This is a genomic window from uncultured Chitinophaga sp. (genome assembly GCF_902168175.1).
Classification (GTDB): domain Bacteria; phylum Bacteroidota; class Bacteroidia; order Chitinophagales; family Chitinophagaceae; genus Chitinophaga.
Genome location: NZ_CABHOU010000095.1, coordinates 415,877 through 434,428, shown reverse-complemented (window position 1 = coordinate 434,428; position 18,552 = coordinate 415,877). Strand labels below are relative to the sequence as shown.

Below are 18,552 nucleotides of genomic sequence, written 5' to 3'. Positions count from 1 at the left end.
CGCTATTTACCCAACATTACATTATGCGCATAGAAGATATCATCTTATTCGAAAACGATGATTTTGTTGCTTTGAATAAACCTTCCGGCCTTCTTACTATTCCGGACAGGCACGATAATGAACTGGCCTCCCTCCAGGGCCTGCTGAAAAAGAAATACGAGCAAATATTTACCGTACACCGCCTCGACCGTGAAACCAGCGGGCTTATCCTGTTTGCCAAACACGAAGCATCCCATAAATTCCTGTCCCAGTTGTTTGAATCGCGTGGCGTACAGAAATTCTATCTCGGGATTATAAACGGAGAATTACCTACAACGCAGGGCAGTGTAGACCAACCCATCATGGACCACCCGGTACAGAAGGGTAAAATGGTTACCAATGCGAAAGGCCGCCCGGCGTTAAGCGACTATGAAGTACTGGAAAATTTCAGCCTGTTTAGCCTGGTGAAAGTACAGATTCACACAGGTCGTACCCACCAGATCAGGGTACACATGAAATACCTGGGGCATCCTATTGCTGTGGACGAGTTATATGGCACCGCAACACCCATTAAATTATCGGCGATCAAAAAGAAGTTTAAACTGGGGAAATATACAGAAGAGGAAAAACCGCTGCTAAGCCGCCTGGCACTGCACGCTTTCCAGCTTCGCTTTACTGATATGCACGGTATGGAGCAGGTAATGGAAGCTCCGTTGCCAAAGGATATGCAGGCTGTATTACAGCAATTACGTAAGCACAAGGCATAAAAAAAACGGGGAAAAATCCCCGTTTCGTAAAATCAAAAACCAACCATTAAAAAAACAATTCAGGGGTTTTGAGGCCCCAATATCTTTAGAAAATATTATCGGTTTAAAGCAATCCTTATTTATTAGGCTGAGGAGTTGTTCTCAGATAAGGTTTGATAATTTTGTGCCCTTTAGGGAAGCGATTAGGAATTTCTTCCGTAGGTACTGCCGGTACAACTATTACATCTTCACCATCTTTCCAGTCTGCAGGCGTAGCAACGCTATATTTAGCAGTAAGCTGCAGCGAATCGATCACCCTTAATACTTCCACGAAGTTTCTGCCGGTAGAAGCAGGATAAGTGAGGGTAAGTTTTACCTTTTTATCTGGTCCGATCACGAAAAGGGAGCGTACAGTGAATGTTTCAGATGCGTTAGGATGGATCATTCCGTAGAGGTTAGCTACAGTGCGATCTTCGTCAGCTATGATAGGAAAATTAACGTCGCAGTTCTGGGTTTCGTTAATATCAAGAATCCATTTGCCATGTTTGTCCAGCGGATCTACGCTAAGGGCAAGCACTTTAACGTTACGTTTAGTGAATTCGCCGTTCAGCAGGGCGGTTTTACCCAACTCTGTAGTACAAACAGGTGTAAAATCTGCAGGATGAGAGAAAAGTATACCCCAGCTATCGCCCAGGTATTCGTAGAAGTCAATCTCGCCAATGGTGGTTTGTGCCTTGAAATTTGGAGCTATATCACCTAACCTTAAACTCATATCATATCAGTTTTACGGTTTCAAAAATACTGATTTCCTATAAATATTATAGACTTCACGTACTTTTTTTCTGTTTTTTTTGATGAATGGCCCCCCTGTATTGAACTTCAATAACCCGCCCCTTGCCAGTCGTACGTTTCAAGGCGACATCACCTCCAAAAAAGGAGGGTTTAAGCCAAAGTTTTTTTTCCATCAGTTCACCCGAAAAGCCTGTATTGCCAGTAAAGTGCGGAATCGGTGTAAACTTATCTGCCAAAACAGCTGAATTACCGGGGCTTGCGGGGCAGGCAAACCGGTGTTCTTGGACAAATGTTACTATTCCTACAGACCTGTTCCCTTTAGATAACTTACGAGGACACGTTGCTACTTTCCTTTACGGCAGTATTATGACAATGAAAGCGCCCGATGGCTTCGGTCCCTCTCGCACGTTTCTGAAATGCCTGGCATTTGCCGGGTGATATGTGAGCGGTCTGATGAAACAAGGAACTTCTTTCCCTTACCAACCTTTAGTGTGCTGACTAGCGTTTAGCCAGGTAATTCTATTCGCACAATTTCCATAGTCGAAATCCCGCCCTCACAACTTACCTCCCTACCCCCCCTTTAGGGAGGGTAAAAAAAGCGGCCCCGGACTGTAGCAGTAAAAAGAAGAATTTTGGGGTACGTCATAGTGGCGTCCGGGGCCGGATAAGTTGATGGTTGCGGGCGTGTGGGATTAGAGGGCTTCATTTGGAGTAACAAACACGGACATTGGGGCAAACAAACAAGGCCACACGCACCGCAACCATTTCACTATTTTAAATTTCTTTCAGGTATACGATAGAGGCATATTAAGTGTGTTTTAGGCGCAATTAAAGGTTTCTATAGTGCAGTTGATACATTAACCGACCAAACGTAAAGAACAACATAGCCTTTGGTAGCGTGCCGGAATCGAATATCCGTTTGAGTTACACGCTTTGCCTTGCACTCGGGAACACCGCTTATCGATCTCAGTGCCCTTCCTGCTTCCAGGCATAGTAGGCCAGTGTGTATTTTACATCATCCACCAGTTCTGCATCTTTACGGGCAGTAAGTTCATCGAATTCCAGCTCAAGATAACCGAGGTACAGGGTGTAACATGCTGCCAACTGACTCATACAGTTGCCAATTTCCTCTGTATAGGGCGATGCAGGCGCGGGTAACACCTCAGCGCTATCTATATAAAAACAATTTTCGTTTACGTAATCCACCCACTCATCCTGCCTTGTATACTGAGGTTTAGAGAGGCTGAATTTGATGTTATCAAACACTACGGCAGCGCCGAATTGAGCTTCCAGGTCGATCATTTCAGGACCATCCTGCATTTGCTCCAGCTTCTGAACGATAGCCATCTGAACAGCTTCGCTCTTCTCTTCCATGGCGCGGAACATGTTGTTCAGCACTTCGTAATTGGTTACAAAATCGCAGCGCTTCCAACCATCCGCAGTTTGCAGGTAACCCCAGATAGTGAGGTAGTGGGAATTGTCAAGTATGATCTGACCTACAGAGATGGCCGCTGCTTCCTGAATCCTTGCTGTTTGTGTTGTTACCTTTTTCATATTCATCTGGATTAATAACACTACAAAAGTATAGGGCCATTACGCAGAGGATATGCGTGGTGAATTATCATCAAAAAAAACTTAAAAAAAACTGCCTGCCGCGCAAATTGCCTTACTTTTAAGCCTCAAACATTAGCCTGTATGCCCAAAAACAAGGATGCCCTGTCCCGTTACAGATGGATAGACGAGCGCCTGCGCAACAAGCGCCTTCCCAGGCCTACCCTGGACGACCTTATTAAATACGTGTCCGACAAAATGGATACGGACATATCGCTGCGCACCATGCAAAAAGACATCCAGGACATGCGAAGCGATAAGGAACTGAATTACCTGGCTCCCATCGAATACGATCGTAAAACCAAGGCCTATCACTATTCGGAAGAAAACTTTTCTATCAGCAGTATACCTATTGATGAAGCCGACCTGCAGGGTTTGGAAATCGCGATCGGCATACTGGAACAGTTCCGCAGCTTACCTGTAATACAACAGTTCGAGGACGCTATCTTAAAGATCGCGGCGGGATTGAAAATGAACAGGGAAACATTGGAGAACCAGGGCATGATCAAATTCAGTCGTGCCAATCAATATAAAGGAGCGGAACACATTTCGTCCATCGTAGATGCGATTAAAAACCTGGAGGTAATACGTATTGCCTACCAGAGCTTTGGCCGCAACGAACCGAAGGAACATTGGGTAGAGCCTTATCACGTGCGAGAATACCAACACCGCTTTTACCTGATCGGCAAAAGCCAGAAAGCCAAAGAAGGTGCCGTGCTTACGTTTGCACTCGACCGTATGGTGGATATATGGCCTACCAATAAACACTTCGACAAAAAGAATTTTGATGATGCCAGTTACTTCCAGCACGCTATCGGGATTACCGTGCCGGGCGGCGAGCCTGAAAACATTGAACTGTCGTTTACACCACTGCAGGGTAAATACGTTAAGTCACAACCCATCCATCCCACCCAGCAAACTACGCTTGATAACGAAACAGAATGCAGGGTTACAATAAATGTGGTGGTAAACCACGAGTTACTGATGTTGCTGCTGAGTTATGGGGCGAATGTAAAGGTGCTGCAACCGGCATCGCTGGCCCAGCGTGTGGCCGAAGAGGCCGATGCGATGAAAAAATTATATAAATAACGAAGGGCGCCTCTTTTGAGACGCCCCTCTGAAAATGTAATTTCGTCACCTTAAGCCGGCTTCTTAAAGATAGCTTCGTCAATAGGTTTGTTAACTTCTATTTTGGTGAAAGTAGCACCAGAAGATTGCCCTCCTACGCTTTGCTCCGTTGTATGCGGGAAAATATAACCTTCGGGTGTTTTCTTGTAATCGCTGAAACTACTTTTTATGACAACAGATTGCCCCTGCACATTCATCGTCATTTCGCTGCCCACAAGGTAATAAGTGCCTGCATCCACGAGCAGTATAGTGGAAGTACCTTCAGCATCTGTTACTTTCAGTTTGTAAGTTTCCTGACCATCGGTGGTTTCTTTACCCAGTAGCTCCACTTTTTTATTCTTTGCTTTGTAATCAAGCAATTCCCCATCGAGAGAAAGCTGGCGCTGCGCAAGTTTAAGCTGCTCGGCAGGCAGATCGGTAGGCGAGGTAATATTTTGTACAGGCATCAATACCCAACCCTGTTCCTTTGTTATCACCTGGATATTTTCCGAGCCGCCAGCTTCAAATTCAAGTCTTAACGCTTTGTTGTTTACCTGATAAAGTTTTAGTGGCAGTTCTGCACCGGGTACGGTAAGGTTGCCTTCGAAGTAGACGGTGTTCAGCGATTTTAATTTGGCGGCACCGCCCATAGCTTCTACGTGTTTGTTTACAATATCGTCCACAGTTTGCGCCATAGCGCCCAGTGTAGTTGTTAGCGCAATAAGCGACAGGGCTAACATTTTAAATGGCCTCATAAAAAAAGTTTAAGAATGGTTTAATGTTCCTTTTAACTGATCTATTAAAGATACATAAATCCATTAGATTTACGGCATGAACAGCTTTACACTTACCGCTAACCTGGTAGATATACCTGGCAAAAAAATCTATCCTGCTAACGTAGTTGTGGAAAATGGGCGCATCAGCAGTATCACTGGTGTGGAAAGCGCCACCGGTTATATGCTCCCTGGTTTTGTGGACGCACATGTACATGTGGAAAGCTCCATGCTAATTCCATCCGAATTTGCACGGCTGGCCGTTGTACACGGCACCGTGGCCACCGTGTCGGACCCACATGAAATTGCGAATGTGTTAGGTGTAAAAGGGGTGGAATATATGCTGGACAATGGTAAACAGGTACCTTTCAAATTCTGGTTCGGCGCGCCTTCCTGTGTACCGGCAACGGTATTTGAAACGGCAGGGGCAGCGGTAACAGCAGAAGATGTAGACCTTTTATTACAGCGACCGGATGTTGTATACCTGTCGGAAATGATGAACTTCCCGGGTGTATTATTTGAAGATAAAGAGGTGATGCAAAAAATTGCATCCGCAAAAAAATATAACAAGCCGGTAGACGGTCATGCACCTGGCTTACGGGGCGAAGATGCGCGCAGGTATATTGCAGCCGGCATCAGCACCGATCATGAATGTTTTACTGCCGAAGAGGCTTTAGACAAATTAAGGTTTGGGATGAAGATCCTGATCCGCGAAGGCAGCGCCGCCAGGAATTTCGAAGCACTCATCCCCCTGCTCGACGAACACTATGCCAACATCATGTTTTGCAGCGACGACAAGCACCCCGACAACCTCGTGGAAGGTCATATAGACGAGTTGGTAAAACGTGCGCTGGCCAAGGGGAACGACCTGTTTAAAGTACTACAGGCAGCCTGCATCAACCCTGTTAAACATTATAAACTGGACGTAGGGCTTTTGCAGCCAGGCGATCCTGCAGATTTCATCATTATAGATCATCCGCAGATTTTTAATGTGCAGGCGACTTATATAAACGGGCTGATGGTGGCGAAAGAGGGAAAAACGCTTATCCCCAGTGTAAGTTCAACTCCTGTAAACTACTTCCACAGTGCTTTACGCAAGCCTGAAGAGTTCCGCATTACAGCGCCGGGAAATACAGGTGATCGCATAAAAGTGAAAGTAATAGAAGCCCTGGAAGGCCAACTGATCACAAATTGCCTGGAGCTGGAAGTGCCTGTTAAAAACGGGGCGATTGAATCGGACCTGGAGCAGGATGTACTTAAAGTGGCCGTGGTGAATCGTTATAAGCCAGCACCAGTGGCAGTAGGCTTTATCCGCAACTTCAACCTTAAAGCAGGTGCCATTGCATCATCGGTGGCGCATGATAGCCATAATATTATTGCAGTGGGTGTATCGGACGAGGAAATATGTAAAGCGGTGAATGAGATCATCAGCCACCAGGGCGGCGTTACTGCCATTGGTGCCGCATCCACCCAAACCCTGCCTTTACCGGTAGCAGGGCTCATGAGCGCGCTGGATGGTTATGAAGTAGCCCGCCAGTACAGCGAGGCAGATGCTGCGGCAAAGGCGCTGGGCAGTACGCTGGCAGCACCATTTATGACTTTATCATTCATGGCGCTGCTGGTTATTCCACATCTTAAACTTAGCGATCTCGGGCTGTTCGATGGCGATAGTTTTTCATTTACGCCGGTCTATTAACTTTCCCCCATCCATAATGCACCGCCTATGCTGTTGCGGGAGGCGCCGGTTACAGAAGATAACACATTATCTTCCTGCCTCCAGCGCAACGCGCCTATCAGCGCCATGATGATCGCTTCTTTATAAGCGACCGTCTGCGCATCGGGCACCACCACATCTATCCCCAGTTGCTCGAGTTTATCGTGAATACGCTGGATGAGGAAAGTATTGAAAGCCCCACCGCCCGTAACCAGCAGTTTTTTGGCAGGGGTCGACGGTGTAATACCGGGATGGATCTTTAACACGGCTTCATATACCTGTTGTGCAATATGCTCGGCATAAGTACGCAGTTTACCCTGTACCGAAATACTAAACTCACGCACTAAGGGCAGCACGGTTGCTGTACCAAACTCGTTGGCCAGTGATTTAGGATAAGGGGCGGCGTAATACTCAAGAGCATTGAGTCTTGCCAGCAGGGCTTCATCTACAATTCCGCCGGCAGCCAGCGCACCATTTTCATCATACTCACGACCCAACTGCGAAGCCAGTGCATTCAACACCCGGTTAGCCGGACAAACATCGAAGGCCACAAAATCGCCCGTGGCCGTTTCAGAAGAAATATTAGCGATACCGCCCAGATTAAGCCAGTAGGCAAATCCGGGCAGCAACAGCTTTTCACCCACTGGTACGATAGGCGCTCCTTGTCCGCCCAACGCCACGTCCATAGCACGGAGGTCGCTTATTACAGGCAGGCCCGTTTTGGCAGATATCGCCGCTCCGTCACCCAGCTGCGCAGTCATTTGTTGAGCAGGCATGTGGAACGTGGTATGCCCATGAGAGGCTATGAAATGGACCTGGTGGTCCAGCTGATGTTGATGAATAAAGGTATTTACCTGTTCGCCCAGGTAATGCCCGTAGGCGCTGTGCAGCAGCAGGTAGTCCTGTGCAGACAGGCTGGTAGCGGTGCTTAGTTTATTCAGCCATTCGGGGGAATAAGGCAGGCAATCTGCCGCCAGGATGTTATAAGTCCACTGCCCCCGCACTTCCGTTAATTCCGCAAACACTATATCCAACCCATCGAGCGAACTGCCGGACATTAAACCGATCACCTTATAGACCATGCTTCTTTTTTTTGGGGCAAAGGTAAATTCATTGGGGGAAAGAAATTTTGAAAAAATCTGTCTTGGTTTATGGAAACCGTCTTAATCCCCGCATCATCCTCCCGAACAAAAGCGAAGTCCCATGAAAAAGATATGTTGTTTACTACTCATCACACTTAGTGTACTGGCCGTTCAGGCGCAAACCAGGAAGATTACCGGGATTGTTACGGAGGCTGGTAGCGGACAGCCACTGCCAGGAGTTACGATCAAGCTGGCCGGCACCACGCTCAATACCCATACAGGTGAGGACGGGCGCTATATTTTCGTTCCCCCCACAAAAACCAGGGGTGGCCTGGACGTATCGTTTATCGGATATGTTCCGCAAACCATCCACTTCCCTGCTGGCAAAGACACCGTCATCAATATACAATTAGCACCCCAGAACCATGCGCTGCAGGAAGTAGTAGTAGCGGGATACGCCCCGTTAGCAAAAAGGAGCATGGTGGCCTCCCAGGGACACATCTCCAGAAACGCCTATTACAAAGCGGCAGACAGAGCCAACACCGAAGACTACAGCCCGGTTAACGAAAACATCTTTCACCAGGTAAAGAACCGCCCCCTCAGCACTTTTGCCGCAGATGTGGATCGTGCGTCCTACTCCAACATACGCCGTTTCCTGAACCAGGGCCAGTTGCCGCCGAAAGACGCAGTAAGGGTAGAAGAGATGATCAACTATTTCGATTATCAATATACACAACCCAATGATGCCGCACCGGTGGCTATCCATTCCGATATCGCGATTTGTCCCTGGAATACTACCAACCGGCTGGTACGTATTGGCATACAGGGTAAAGTGGTGGCGCAGGACAAACTCCCGGCATCCAACCTGGTATTCCTGCTGGATGTTTCCGGATCGATGATGGATGAGAACAAACTGCCACTGGTGAAGCAGGCATTTAAAGCCCTGGTGGCACAATTGAGGCCTGTAGATAAAGTAGCGATCGTAGTATATGCAGGTGCAGCCGGGCTCGTACTTCCATCTACTCCGGGAGATAATAAAACCGCCATCCTGGATGCTTTGGACAAACTCGAAGCCGGTGGTTCCACCGCAGGCGGGGCAGGCATAAAACTGGCCTACAGCACGGCGCTTCAGCACTTCATCAAAGAAGGCAATAACCGCGTAATACTGGCCACCGATGGTGACTTTAACGTTGGGGCCTCCAGCGATGGGGACATGCAGCGGCTGATAGAAGCACAGAAAGAGAAAGGTATATTTCTTTCGGTACTTGGCTTTGGAATGGGTAATTATAAAGACAATAAATTAGAGATCCTGGCAGACAAAGGAAACGGGAACTATGCTTATATCGACAACTTCGAAGAAGCCCGCCGCACGTTTGTAACCGAGTTTGGCGGAACCTTGTTCACCATTGCAAAAGATGTGAAACTACAGGTAGAATTTAACCCTGCTTATGTACAGTCGTACAGGCTGGTTGGCTACGAAAACCGGCTGTTAAACGATGAGGACTTTAACGATGATAAAAAAGATGCGGGCGATATGGGCGCGGGCCATACCGTTACGGCCCTGTACGAAATCGTTCCTGCGGGCAGAAACGACCAGGGCGCTATCGATCCGCTGAAGTACCAGGAGTATATTCCCGGCAAAAGTAACGGCAACGAGGTACTGACCGTAAAAGTGCGCTACAAGAAACCGGATGGCAACAAAAGCCAATTGTTAACGCAGGTATTGAAATCCTCTGTAAAAAGTATTGAGTCGAGCCCCGCCGATTTTCGCATGGCCGCAGCAGTTGCCGAATTCGGTATGCTTCTCCGCGACTCAGAGTTTAAAGCCAACGCCAGTTATCAGCATGTATTAGAACTGGCGGGCAGGTCGAAAGGTGATGATAAAGAAGGGTACCGCTCCGAGTTCATCCAACTGGTAAAGAAGGCACAACTGTTAAAACCCGATGTAGCGCGAGCCGATTAAGTTATCTTTTTTAAGTAGTTTTTGGTGTAATACCGCCAGAGGCGGCCCGCGGGCCGCCTCTTCTTTTTCAAAACCCTACGGATTTTGCAGCGCATTTAAAATAAAGTGGTATTTTGAAACGGTAAAAATGGCTGTAGTATGATTATTAATCTCAGTGAACTGAACTCCGTTGTAGGCGACTGGCTGGCAGAAATCCGTGATGTAGATGTGCAGAACGACAGAATGCGGTTCCGCCGTAACATGGAAAGGCTGGGCGAAGTGGCTGCCTATGAGATCAGTAAATTGCTCACTTTTGTTGACAGAGAGGTGCAAACCCCATTGGGAACAGCTAATTGCATGGTCATTAAACATCAGCCCGTACTTGGAACAATATTAAGGGCGGGGTTGGCGTTACATCAGGGTTTAGTTAATTATTTCGACAAAGCCGATCACGCTTATATTTCCGCTTACCGGAAACATAAACACGACGGAACGTTCGAAATCAGCCTGGAATATGTTTCGTGCCCGGCGCTCGACGATAAAGTGCTTATTCTTTCGGATCCTATGCTTGCCACCGGCGCCTCGCTGGTGAAAACGATTGAACACCTTACCGTTTTCGGAAAACCGTCTCATATTCATATAGTTACCGCTATCGCCTGCACCATCGGCATCGAGTACGTTCAACGGAACGCCGACGTGCCAGTTACCATCTGGGCCGGCGATGTGGACGATGAATTGACCGCCAAGGGGTACATAGTACCCGGACTAGGCGATGCCGGCGACCTCGCATTTGGGGCAAAAATGCAGCAGTAAAGGTCATTTTCGTCTATAAAACGCATAGTTTTATATAATTTTAATTTGAGATATGACATTATTCGTGTAATTTCACATTGTATAGTGTCAGTCTACCCTATACGAAGAACCTGTATGAAAAGACTATTACTATCTTTAGCCATAATCTTGTTTTCGCTGCGTCCTGCCGCCGCGCAAGATCCGCATTTCACGCAATTCTTTGCCTCTCCGCTGACGTTTAACCCCGCGTTTACCGGGTATTTCTCCGGCGACTTCAGGGTGGCAGGTAATTACCGATCTCAGTGGCGCAGTATTGCCTCTCCTTTTATAACGGGTACGGTATCGGCCGACTTCAGTATTCTTAAAAACACGATTTCCTATAATGATATCTGGGGCGTGGGTGTAATTGCGCTCTACGACAAAACGGGTGCAGGCGCCCTTACTTCCAACTATGTTGGTTTAAGCACAGCCTATCACAAAGGCCTGGACCCAGAAGGTAACCATACATTAGGTTTGGGTGTTCAGGTAGCGTGGGTAACTAAACGTATAGACGCTACTAAACTGATCTTCGAAAACCAGATCGATAATACAGGGTACAACCCGTCTTTGCCAAATAACGAGAACATTCCTAACCCAAGCATTGCCTACCCCGACTTTAACGTGGGCCTGCTGTATAATGGACTGGTAGGCGAAAATTCCAACCTTTACCTTGGTGCATCTTATTATCATATTACACAGCCTACAGAAACGTTCATGAACCAGGACAATAACCGTTTAAGCTACCGCTATACTTTCCAGGCGGGCGGTTCGTTTCCTGTAAACGGCAATAACCGTATACACATGAGCGCACACTATATGAAGCAGAACGAGGCCACCGAAACAGCTTTCGGCGGTGCTTACGGCTTCCTGCTTAACGGCATGCCCGAGTCTCCAACTACCTTTTACATTGGTAGCTGGTACCGTCTCAAAGATGCCGTTAACCCTTATGTTGCTTTGGAAATTAATGGTCTCCAGGTGGGCCTGAGTTATGACCTTAACGTGTCTACACTTAAACCAGCATCTCAGTACAGGGGTGGCGTGGAACTTTCCTTTATCTACGTTCGCCGTCACAACGAAAACAGCAAGTACAAAACACTTTGTCCCAGGTTCTAAACCGGTATTTGGTCCAATCCTTTTCCTTTGCTTACCCAGGGATTATTACGGATAGAAAAGCGATAGGGCAATAATGCATCTTCCTTTGCATAAGCTACGCCTACACGGGTGCCGGCTATTATTTGGGCAGATGGAATTTTAGGCGCATCCTCTATCCATATTACGTCTCCATCTAAAACCACGCCTGTGTGGCGGGTATTTATACCCAGTGCCCTGGTCAAACTGCCTGGGCCGGCAGTAAGGGTATGATCAAAGCGAATTTTACCGGTACGTTCCATCATCACATCAATTCCTTCTACCGGCTCCACCGCCCTTACCAGCACTGCATGCGGCACATCTTTTTTATTCGTCACCACATTAAACAGGTGATGAATGCCGTAGCAGAGATACACATAAGCAACCCCACCGTCCGCATACATAATCTCCGTGCGGGCCGTTCTACGGCCATTACTGGCGTGCGATGCCTTATCGGTTACACCGGCGTAAGCCTCTGTTTCCACGATAATGCCTGCTGTACGCAAACTGTTAAATTGTGTTACCAATACTTTTCCCAATAATGATTTTGCTATCTTACACACATCCTGTTGCTCGTAAAATGCGCGGGCAAGTTTAACCATCCTGAAAAATGTTTTAATTTAGAATCTTTGATCTAAGTTACTGGTAATGCTCATTATGTCACATATAAAAAATTAAGTTTTGTTTTCGTTCAGGGAGTTTCTAGGCGCATTGCAATCTTACGGAAAAGCGCATCAATTTATTAATAAACACCGGTTATGGAAGTGGATCATTATTCCCGGTGTGATTTACTGTTTGCTGTTCCTGCTGGGCGTAAAATTCGTGTGGGTGTATTCGGGCGATTTTGCCGAATACCTGTTTAACCTGCTGCCACTTAAAATGTGGATAGCGGAACTGGAAAACAGCTGGATAAATTTCTTCTTCCTTTTACTGGGCTTCGCTATACGGATTATCTTCCTGTTACTCTATTTCTCCTACTTCAAATATCTTTTCCTGATCGTAGGCTCACCAATATTTGCATACCTCTCTGAAAAAACGGAGGCCATCATTCAGCATAAAGATTTTCCCTTTAACTGGAAACAGTTGCTGGAAGATATTGTGCGTGGTGTAAAATTGTCGTTCCGTAACCTCGTATATCAAACCATGTACATGCTGCTCATTTTACTGCTGGCTTTTATCCCGGTAATAGGATGGATTACACCGCTGATCGCCCTGATCGTAGAATGTTACTACTTCGGTTTTTCGATGATGGACTACAGCTTCGAGCGTCGCCGCTGGACGATGAAACAGAGCATCAATTACATTCCGCAACATAAGGGCATGGCTATTGGTAACGGGCTCGTATTTTATATTATGATGTTTGTACCGATCATTGGCTGGATAGTAGCTCCGTGTTACGCCGTAATTGCCGCTACCATTCACTTACAACAACAACGTTTGCCATGAGCCAGTTAGGAAAAGTGTATTTGCTGCCCACCGTATTAAGTCCGGACACCCTGTTTACTATACCTGCTTACATTACGGAAAGGGCCAGGCTTATAAAGGTATTTTTTGTTGAAAATGAACGTACCGCCCGTCGTTTTCTGAAAGCGCTTGACCGCAACATCAATATCGATGAGCTGGAGTTACACCTGATGCACGAGAACCATGCACCCGACCTTAGTATGGCTAAAAAGGCATTACAGGCAGGCAAAGATGTGGGTATACTGAGCGAGGCGGGATGTCCTGCCATTGCCGACCCCGGCAACCTGGTGGTACAGGCAGCGCACAGTATAGGCGCCACCGTGGTGCCCATGGTAGGCCCCAGCTCTATCCTGCTGGCACTGATGGCCTCTGGTATGAACGGACAAAACTTCCAGTTTACAGGCTACCTGCCAATAAAACCACCGGAAAGGACTAACGCTATTAAAGAACTGGAACTGCAATCGCAGAAAAAGGGGCAAACACAGATATTTATAGAAACGCCTTACCGTAACGGCCATCTGTTTAAAGACATTATCACCCATTGTAAGGACGCCACCCTACTCTGTATTGCGGCCGACCTTACCGCACCCGAAGAATACATCCGCACTCTTCCTGTAGCAGAATGGAAAAAAATACCGGAGCCTGCATTACACAAGCGTCCGGCAATATTTCTTTTATTAGCTGTTTAAGTTAAGGAAGTGTGGTAGTGCTGGGTGAGTTACTCACGCTTATCACACTATCAACGATATACTTGCTCATACCACGCCAGGGCAAGGCGCCCTTGTATTCGCGGTAGTGTACGTTTACCCATTTACCACTGCTACTCATCAGCTGCTGGGCCACCTTTTCATCCTCCACAGAAAATTGGAATTCGTTGGACTGGAATGAGCCGGAAGCGCCTTTGAAGCCAACCTGGATGATCTTTGCCTCATATGTTTTCCAAACATACCCCTTCTTCATGATGTAGTTAAGCTCTCCCGCACGTGGGCCTTCGCCAAACACAAAATAAAACTGGAACCAGCCCCAAATGGCCAGTAGCAACACAATAACACCTACTATTATAAAAATGAATCGACGCATATGATAGGGAAATGATTTACAAACCGTATTGATCTACCAGGTAAAGAAGTGCCGCCATACCCACTGCTCCAAGCTCCAGTTCACGTTTATTCACCGCTTCAAACACGTCCGACGCTGCGTGATGCACATCAAAATAACGTTGGGAGTCGGGAGAAAGTTCACCCATGGGCGTACCGAGTGCCCGGTGCAGGAAGCCTACGTCTACACCACCGCCAACTTCATCGAAGTCGTAAAGGCCGTAAGGCAGCAACAGGGGCTTCCAGGACAGTATTTTTGCACGCTTTTCGGCCTCCATTTCCAGCATGAACCCACGGGGTGTAAAGCCACCGGCATCGCTTTCGAGCGCAAACACATGTTTTTCGTTCTTTGCCTTGGCTTCATCGGCATACTTAGCGGCACCACGGGCACCGTTTTCCTCGTTTGCAAACAGCACCACGCGTAAAGTACGTTTAGGCTGCATACCCAGTGCCTTGTAAGCGCGAAGTACTTCTATCGACTGTACCAAACCGGCACCATCATCGTGTGCGCCCTCGGCGAGGTCCCAGCTGTCGAGGTGACCACCTACCGTAATGTACTGGTCGGGAAACTCGCTGCCGCGGATAATACCTATAACGTTGTGGCCAATAGTATCGGGCAGCTTAACGCAGTTGGTGCGCAGGTACAATTTCATGGAAGGATCGCTGGCCACCCGTTTGCTGAGGCGGTCCGCATCTTTAAGCCCCAAGGCTGCAGCCGGAATTTTCGGCGCATCTTCGGCATAGTTTACCGAACCGGTATGCGGGTGGTTATCCGTACTGTGCGACATTGACCTTATTACCACCGCCACAGCACCATATTTGGCGGCACGGCTGGCACCCTGGCCCCTGTACTTAACGGCATCACCATAGGAGTTAAAGGTTTTTACATGGGTATCGATAAAGGGGTAGTTGTAGAAAACGATCTTCCCCTTCACCTCCTCCTTCCGTTTATCCAACTCCTCAAAAGATTTAACTTCTATCACCTGGGCAGTAACACCCTTGGCACCTGTTCCTACAGAATTACCCAGGGCGGCAATGTTTAACGGGGGTACGAAGTCGCGGCGGTTAGAGAGGATCTTACCCTCCTCCTTAGTACCGCGTACCCAATGCGGCACCATACATTCCTGCATGTAAACAGAGTCGGCGCCGGCAGCCTTAAGTGCTGCCACGCCCCATTTTTCGGCTTTCACCATGCCCTGGGAGCCTGCCAGGCGGGCACCTACCTTTTTGGTTAATACCCGCAGGTCTTCGTAAGCATAGCTGTTGGAGAGAATTTCATTGGCAATCCTGCGGATGGCAACAGAGTCGTTTTGTTGGGCAAAGGTGAACTGAGCCGTTGTGCAGGCCAGTAAAAATAATAAGTGCTTTTTCATTAAGCCAGGTTCGATTTTAAATTAAAGCTAATTAATTACCGCTGCTCCTGCAAATGGGGCGGTAATTGAATTTTGTAGTTTACCTTCGCAGGCGAAACAGAAGATTAGTTGCGGCCCTTTAAAAGGCCGGCAGAAAGGAACCAGCCAAGGATGTTTCCACGTGACGCCGCCTGTTGCAGGCCGCAATTGTGTAATTACTTTAAAAACAACTTCATGCGTATAGGTATAGTGTGTTATCCAACCTATGGAGGAAGCGGGGTACTGGCTACTGAGCTGGGCAAAGCGCTGGCGGATAAAGGGCATATGGTGCACTTTATCACTTACCAGCAGCCGGTACGCCTCAATGCTTTCCATGCCAATATTTACTATCACGAGGTACAGGTGCCTACCTACCCTCTTTTTGACTTTCCGCCGTACGAATCGGCCCTCAGCAGCACCATGGTGGATGTAATACTCAACCAGCAACTGGACCTGCTGCATGTACACTACGCCATCCCTCACGCCTCTACTGCCTACATGGCGCAGCAAATCGTGGCCAAACAGGGTAAACACATCCCGTTCATCACAACTTTGCATGGCACCGATATTACCCTGGTAGGTAAGGACAAAACTTACGCCCCGGTAGTAACCTTCTCCATTAATGAGTCTAATGCCATTACCGCCGTATCCAACAACCTGCGGGAAGAAACATTTAAATCCTTTCCTATCGATAAAGAGATAGAAGTGATTTACAACTTCGTGGACACTGCCCGTTTTAAACGCCGCGACATGCCGCACTTCCGCGACGCTATTGCGCCTAAAGGAGAAAAAATACTGCTGCACGTATCCAACTTCCGTAAGGTGAAAAGGGTGCCCGATGTAGTGAAGATATTTAAGCAGGTGCGCGAAAAAATGCCGGCCAAATTATTACTGGTGGGCGATGGACCAGACAGGCCGATGATCGAATGTATGTGCCGCGATATGGGCCTTTGCGACGACATCCGTTTTGTGGGTAAACAGGAGCAGCTGGAAGATGTAATGTCTATTGCGGACTTATTCCTGCTGCCTTCCGATTACGAGAGCTTCGGCCTTGCCGCACTGGAAGCGATGGCATCGCAGGTGCCGGTTATTTCTTCGAATGCAGGCGGTTTACCGGAGATCAATATTAATGGTCAAACGGGCTTTACCAGTGCTGTTGGCGATGTAGACAGGATGGCGGCTCACGCCATCGAGGTGCTGCAGGACGAAGTATTACTCGAAAAGCTCAGGAAAGGTGCCCTGGAACAGGCGTTGCGTTTTCATATCGACAATATAATACCGCAGTACGAAAGGCTGTATGAAAAGGTGATCGGTTAGTTCATCTTTATAAAAAGAAAAATCCCGCAACGTATGGTTGCGGGATTTTTTATGCTGAATAGTTTCTATCGTTTGGGGCTAAGCCAGGTGCGAGGGTTCATACTTGCACCATCTTTATATACCTGCACGTCCAATACGCCCAGGTTCTCCTCCACATTCGTCATTACCGTACCAATGTTCTGGCCTGTTTTAACTTTATCACCTTTCTTCACGGCGTAGTTGCCGATGTGGACATAGTTAGTAAAGTAACGGCCATGCTGTATGATCACACACCAGCCATAACCCGGGCCCGCGTTAAATACGCTGATCACTTCACCATCAAATATTGCTTTTACGCTGGCGCCTTTGGTAGTGGCGATGAGGATACCGTCGTACTGCGTTTTTATCTTGATCTCACTATCCTGGTTTACACCATATTCACCGATCACCGTACCAGATGAAACAGGCCATGGGAGTTTACCTTTGTTATCTTCAAACCTGTCAGACAATGCTACCAGTTCCCCTGTATTTTCCAGTACACTCAGCGAGCGTTCCGGCCTTGCCGCAGATTTAACCGGGGGCGGAGCAGGTGTTGGATCTGGCTTTACCGGAGGCGGTGTTGGTGTATTATTGGTGGCCGTATTATTTGCATTGTTGGCCGCGGCTGCCGCAAGGGCGGCTTTACGGGCAGCCTCCTCACGTTTCTTACGCTCTGCTTCGGCATTCTTTCTTGCCAGTTCCTCAGCGGCTGCTTTCTTACGCGCTTCCTCCATTTCCCTGGCGATAATTGCGCGAATACTGGCCTGTATACGTTGCTGATCTTTTTTCCGTTTGTTGATGTCGGCAGTCAGTTCTTTTTCTTTACCCTTTAGCGCAGCCACCATGTCATTCTTCTCCTTCCTGTCTTTCTCGAGTACTTCTCTTTCCTGCTGTTCTGTTTTAAGCACCAGCGAACGTTTACCCCGCTGATCTTCCAGGTTAGCGATCTTTATCTTAAGCTGCTCCTGTGTTTGAACAATGTTATCGGCCTGGCGCTGGCGATACTCGCGGTACTGCTTCATGTACTCGTAACGGCGGATGGCGTCGTTAAAACTGTTAGCCGAAAATACGAAGTTGAGCATGGCGTACGCACCGCGGTTTTTATATGCATACACTACCAGTTGTGCATACTGCGCCTTCAGCGTATCAAGGTCCTTCTCCAACGTTTTTACATCGCGGATAGCGGAGTTAATATCACCATTAATAAAGTTGATTTCCCCGTTAATGTTGCGGATCATGCCTTCGCGTAAGGCAACCTTTTTACGAAGGGCGTTCAGTTGGAAAAGGCTTTGCTTAGAGGTTTTCTTTGTTTCGTTCAAAGCTGCCTGGGCCTCATTCAGTTCCTGTTGCAGTTCCCGTTTCTGGCGTTCGAGGTCCTCCCGCGTCTGTTGCGTGGTTTGCGCATGCAGTATAGCAGGAGTGATGAGGACGAGCAGAAAGATAAATGGGATAATTCTTTTCAATTGCAACATGATAAATTTAAAATGAGCTCAGGAAACTGGTTATATAAACGATAAATATACAACGTTAATTGTTAAAAATGATTGTGTCCCGCAAGGG

General features: G+C 47.6%; 18 protein-coding genes. 9 read left to right on the top strand and 9 right to left on the bottom strand.

Annotation, left to right across the window (positions count from 1 at the left end; genetic code table 11):
* Positions 1 to 23: 23 nt before the first annotated feature.
* Positions 24 to 746: an RluA family pseudouridine synthase gene (locus QZT80_RS23090; RefSeq protein ID WP_295127926.1), complete on the top strand. Its 723-nt coding sequence runs from the start codon at positions 24 to 26 to the stop codon at positions 744 to 746.
* A 115-nt stretch (positions 747 to 861) separates the two neighbouring features.
* Here the strand turns inward: QZT80_RS23090 and QZT80_RS23085 are convergent, their stop codons facing one another.
* From QZT80_RS23085 to QZT80_RS23075, 3 genes are all read right to left on the bottom strand, one after another.
* Positions 862 to 1,497 (bottom strand): peroxiredoxin, encoded by a 636-nt coding sequence (locus tag QZT80_RS23085; RefSeq protein ID WP_295127923.1) that lies wholly within the window; start codon positions 1,495 to 1,497, stop codon positions 862 to 864.
* A gap of 55 nt (positions 1,498 to 1,552) precedes the next feature.
* Positions 1,553 to 1,753, bottom strand: a complete 201-nt coding sequence (locus tag QZT80_RS23080) for a hypothetical protein (protein WP_295127920.1) — start codon at positions 1,751 to 1,753, stop codon at positions 1,553 to 1,555.
* A 730-nt stretch (positions 1,754 to 2,483) separates the two neighbouring features.
* A complete protein-coding gene (locus QZT80_RS23075) occupies positions 2,484 to 3,071 on the bottom strand; it encodes a hypothetical protein (RefSeq protein ID WP_295127917.1) in 588 nt (195 codons plus the stop codon).
* A 141-nt stretch (positions 3,072 to 3,212) separates the two neighbouring features.
* Here QZT80_RS23075 and QZT80_RS23070 point away from each other — a divergent pair, with 141 nt between their 5' ends.
* Positions 3,213 to 4,217, top strand: a complete 1,005-nt coding sequence (locus tag QZT80_RS23070) for a WYL domain-containing protein (protein ID WP_295127915.1) — start codon at positions 3,213 to 3,215, stop codon at positions 4,215 to 4,217.
* Between the two features lie 50 nt (positions 4,218 to 4,267).
* Here QZT80_RS23070 and QZT80_RS23065 read toward each other — a convergent pair whose 3' ends face one another.
* Positions 4,268 to 4,990: a hypothetical protein gene (locus QZT80_RS23065; protein ID WP_295127912.1), complete on the bottom strand. Its 723-nt coding sequence runs from the start codon at positions 4,988 to 4,990 to the stop codon at positions 4,268 to 4,270.
* Between the two features lie 76 nt (positions 4,991 to 5,066).
* On the opposite strand from QZT80_RS23065, the gene ade reads away from it, so the two are divergent.
* Positions 5,067 to 6,704 carry an adenine deaminase gene (ade, locus tag QZT80_RS23060; RefSeq protein WP_295127909.1) on the top strand — a complete coding sequence of 546 codons (1,638 nt, stop codon included), beginning with the start codon at positions 5,067 to 5,069 and terminating at the stop codon, positions 6,702 to 6,704.
* On the opposite strand, the gene QZT80_RS23055 is transcribed toward ade, so the two are convergent.
* On the bottom strand, positions 6,701 to 7,804 hold the full coding sequence (locus QZT80_RS23055) for an anhydro-N-acetylmuramic acid kinase (protein WP_295127906.1): 1,104 nt from the start codon (positions 7,802 to 7,804) through the stop codon (positions 6,701 to 6,703). The two genes, ade and QZT80_RS23055, sit on opposite strands and share 4 nt — an antisense overlap.
* Positions 7,805 to 7,925: 121 nt before the next feature.
* Between QZT80_RS23055 and QZT80_RS23050 the strand changes: the two genes are divergently transcribed.
* From QZT80_RS23050 to QZT80_RS23040, 3 genes are all read left to right on the top strand, one after another.
* Entirely contained in the window at positions 7,926 to 9,767 is a 1,842-nt protein-coding gene (locus QZT80_RS23050) for a von Willebrand factor type A domain-containing protein (protein ID WP_295127903.1), read from the top strand.
* Between the two features lie 138 nt (positions 9,768 to 9,905).
* Positions 9,906 to 10,559: a uracil phosphoribosyltransferase gene (gene upp / locus QZT80_RS23045; RefSeq protein WP_295127900.1), complete on the top strand. Its 654-nt coding sequence runs from the start codon at positions 9,906 to 9,908 to the stop codon at positions 10,557 to 10,559.
* 114 nt (positions 10,560 to 10,673) lie between these two features.
* Positions 10,674 to 11,690 (top strand): PorP/SprF family type IX secretion system membrane protein, encoded by a 1,017-nt coding sequence (locus QZT80_RS23040; protein ID WP_295127897.1) that lies wholly within the window; start codon positions 10,674 to 10,676, stop codon positions 11,688 to 11,690.
* Here QZT80_RS23040 and QZT80_RS23035 read toward each other — a convergent pair.
* Complete coding sequence (locus QZT80_RS23035; RefSeq protein ID WP_295127894.1) at positions 11,687 to 12,307, bottom strand: DNA-3-methyladenine glycosylase; 621 nt, start codon at positions 12,305 to 12,307, stop codon at positions 11,687 to 11,689. The two genes, QZT80_RS23040 and QZT80_RS23035, sit on opposite strands and share 4 nt — an antisense overlap.
* Before the next feature lie 79 nt (positions 12,308 to 12,386).
* Here QZT80_RS23035 and QZT80_RS23030 point away from each other — a divergent pair, with 79 nt between their 5' ends.
* Both QZT80_RS23030 and QZT80_RS23025 read left to right on the top strand, forming a co-directional pair.
* Complete coding sequence (locus QZT80_RS23030; protein ID WP_295127891.1) at positions 12,387 to 13,151, top strand: EI24 domain-containing protein; 765 nt, start codon at positions 12,387 to 12,389, stop codon at positions 13,149 to 13,151.
* Positions 13,148 to 13,858, top strand: coding sequence for an SAM-dependent methyltransferase (locus tag QZT80_RS23025; protein ID WP_295127888.1), 711 nt, complete (start codon positions 13,148 to 13,150; stop codon positions 13,856 to 13,858). Before QZT80_RS23030 ends, QZT80_RS23025 begins: the two co-directional genes overlap by 4 nt.
* 1 nt (position 13,859) lies before the next feature.
* Here the strand turns inward: QZT80_RS23025 and QZT80_RS23020 are convergent, their stop codons facing one another.
* Positions 13,860 to 14,249 carry a hypothetical protein gene (locus QZT80_RS23020; protein WP_295127886.1) on the bottom strand — a complete coding sequence of 130 codons (390 nt, stop codon included), beginning with the start codon at positions 14,247 to 14,249 and terminating at the stop codon, positions 13,860 to 13,862.
* Positions 14,250 to 14,265: 16 nt separating this feature from the next.
* Positions 14,266 to 15,639 carry a M20/M25/M40 family metallo-hydrolase gene (locus QZT80_RS23015; protein WP_295127883.1) on the bottom strand — a complete coding sequence of 458 codons (1,374 nt, stop codon included), beginning with the start codon at positions 15,637 to 15,639 and terminating at the stop codon, positions 14,266 to 14,268.
* A gap of 213 nt (positions 15,640 to 15,852) precedes the next feature.
* Here QZT80_RS23015 and bshA point away from each other — a divergent pair, with 213 nt between their 5' ends.
* A complete protein-coding gene (bshA, locus tag QZT80_RS23010) occupies positions 15,853 to 16,974 on the top strand; it encodes an N-acetyl-alpha-D-glucosaminyl L-malate synthase BshA (protein ID WP_295127880.1) in 1,122 nt (373 codons plus the stop codon).
* A gap of 65 nt (positions 16,975 to 17,039) precedes the next feature.
* On the opposite strand, the gene QZT80_RS23005 is transcribed toward bshA, so the two are convergent.
* The gene (locus tag QZT80_RS23005; RefSeq protein ID WP_295127877.1) at positions 17,040 to 18,455 is read right to left on the bottom strand and encodes a peptidoglycan DD-metalloendopeptidase family protein; all 1,416 of its coding nucleotides are present in this window, start codon (positions 18,453 to 18,455) and stop codon (positions 17,040 to 17,042) included.
* Positions 18,456 to 18,552: the final 97 nt, after the last annotated feature.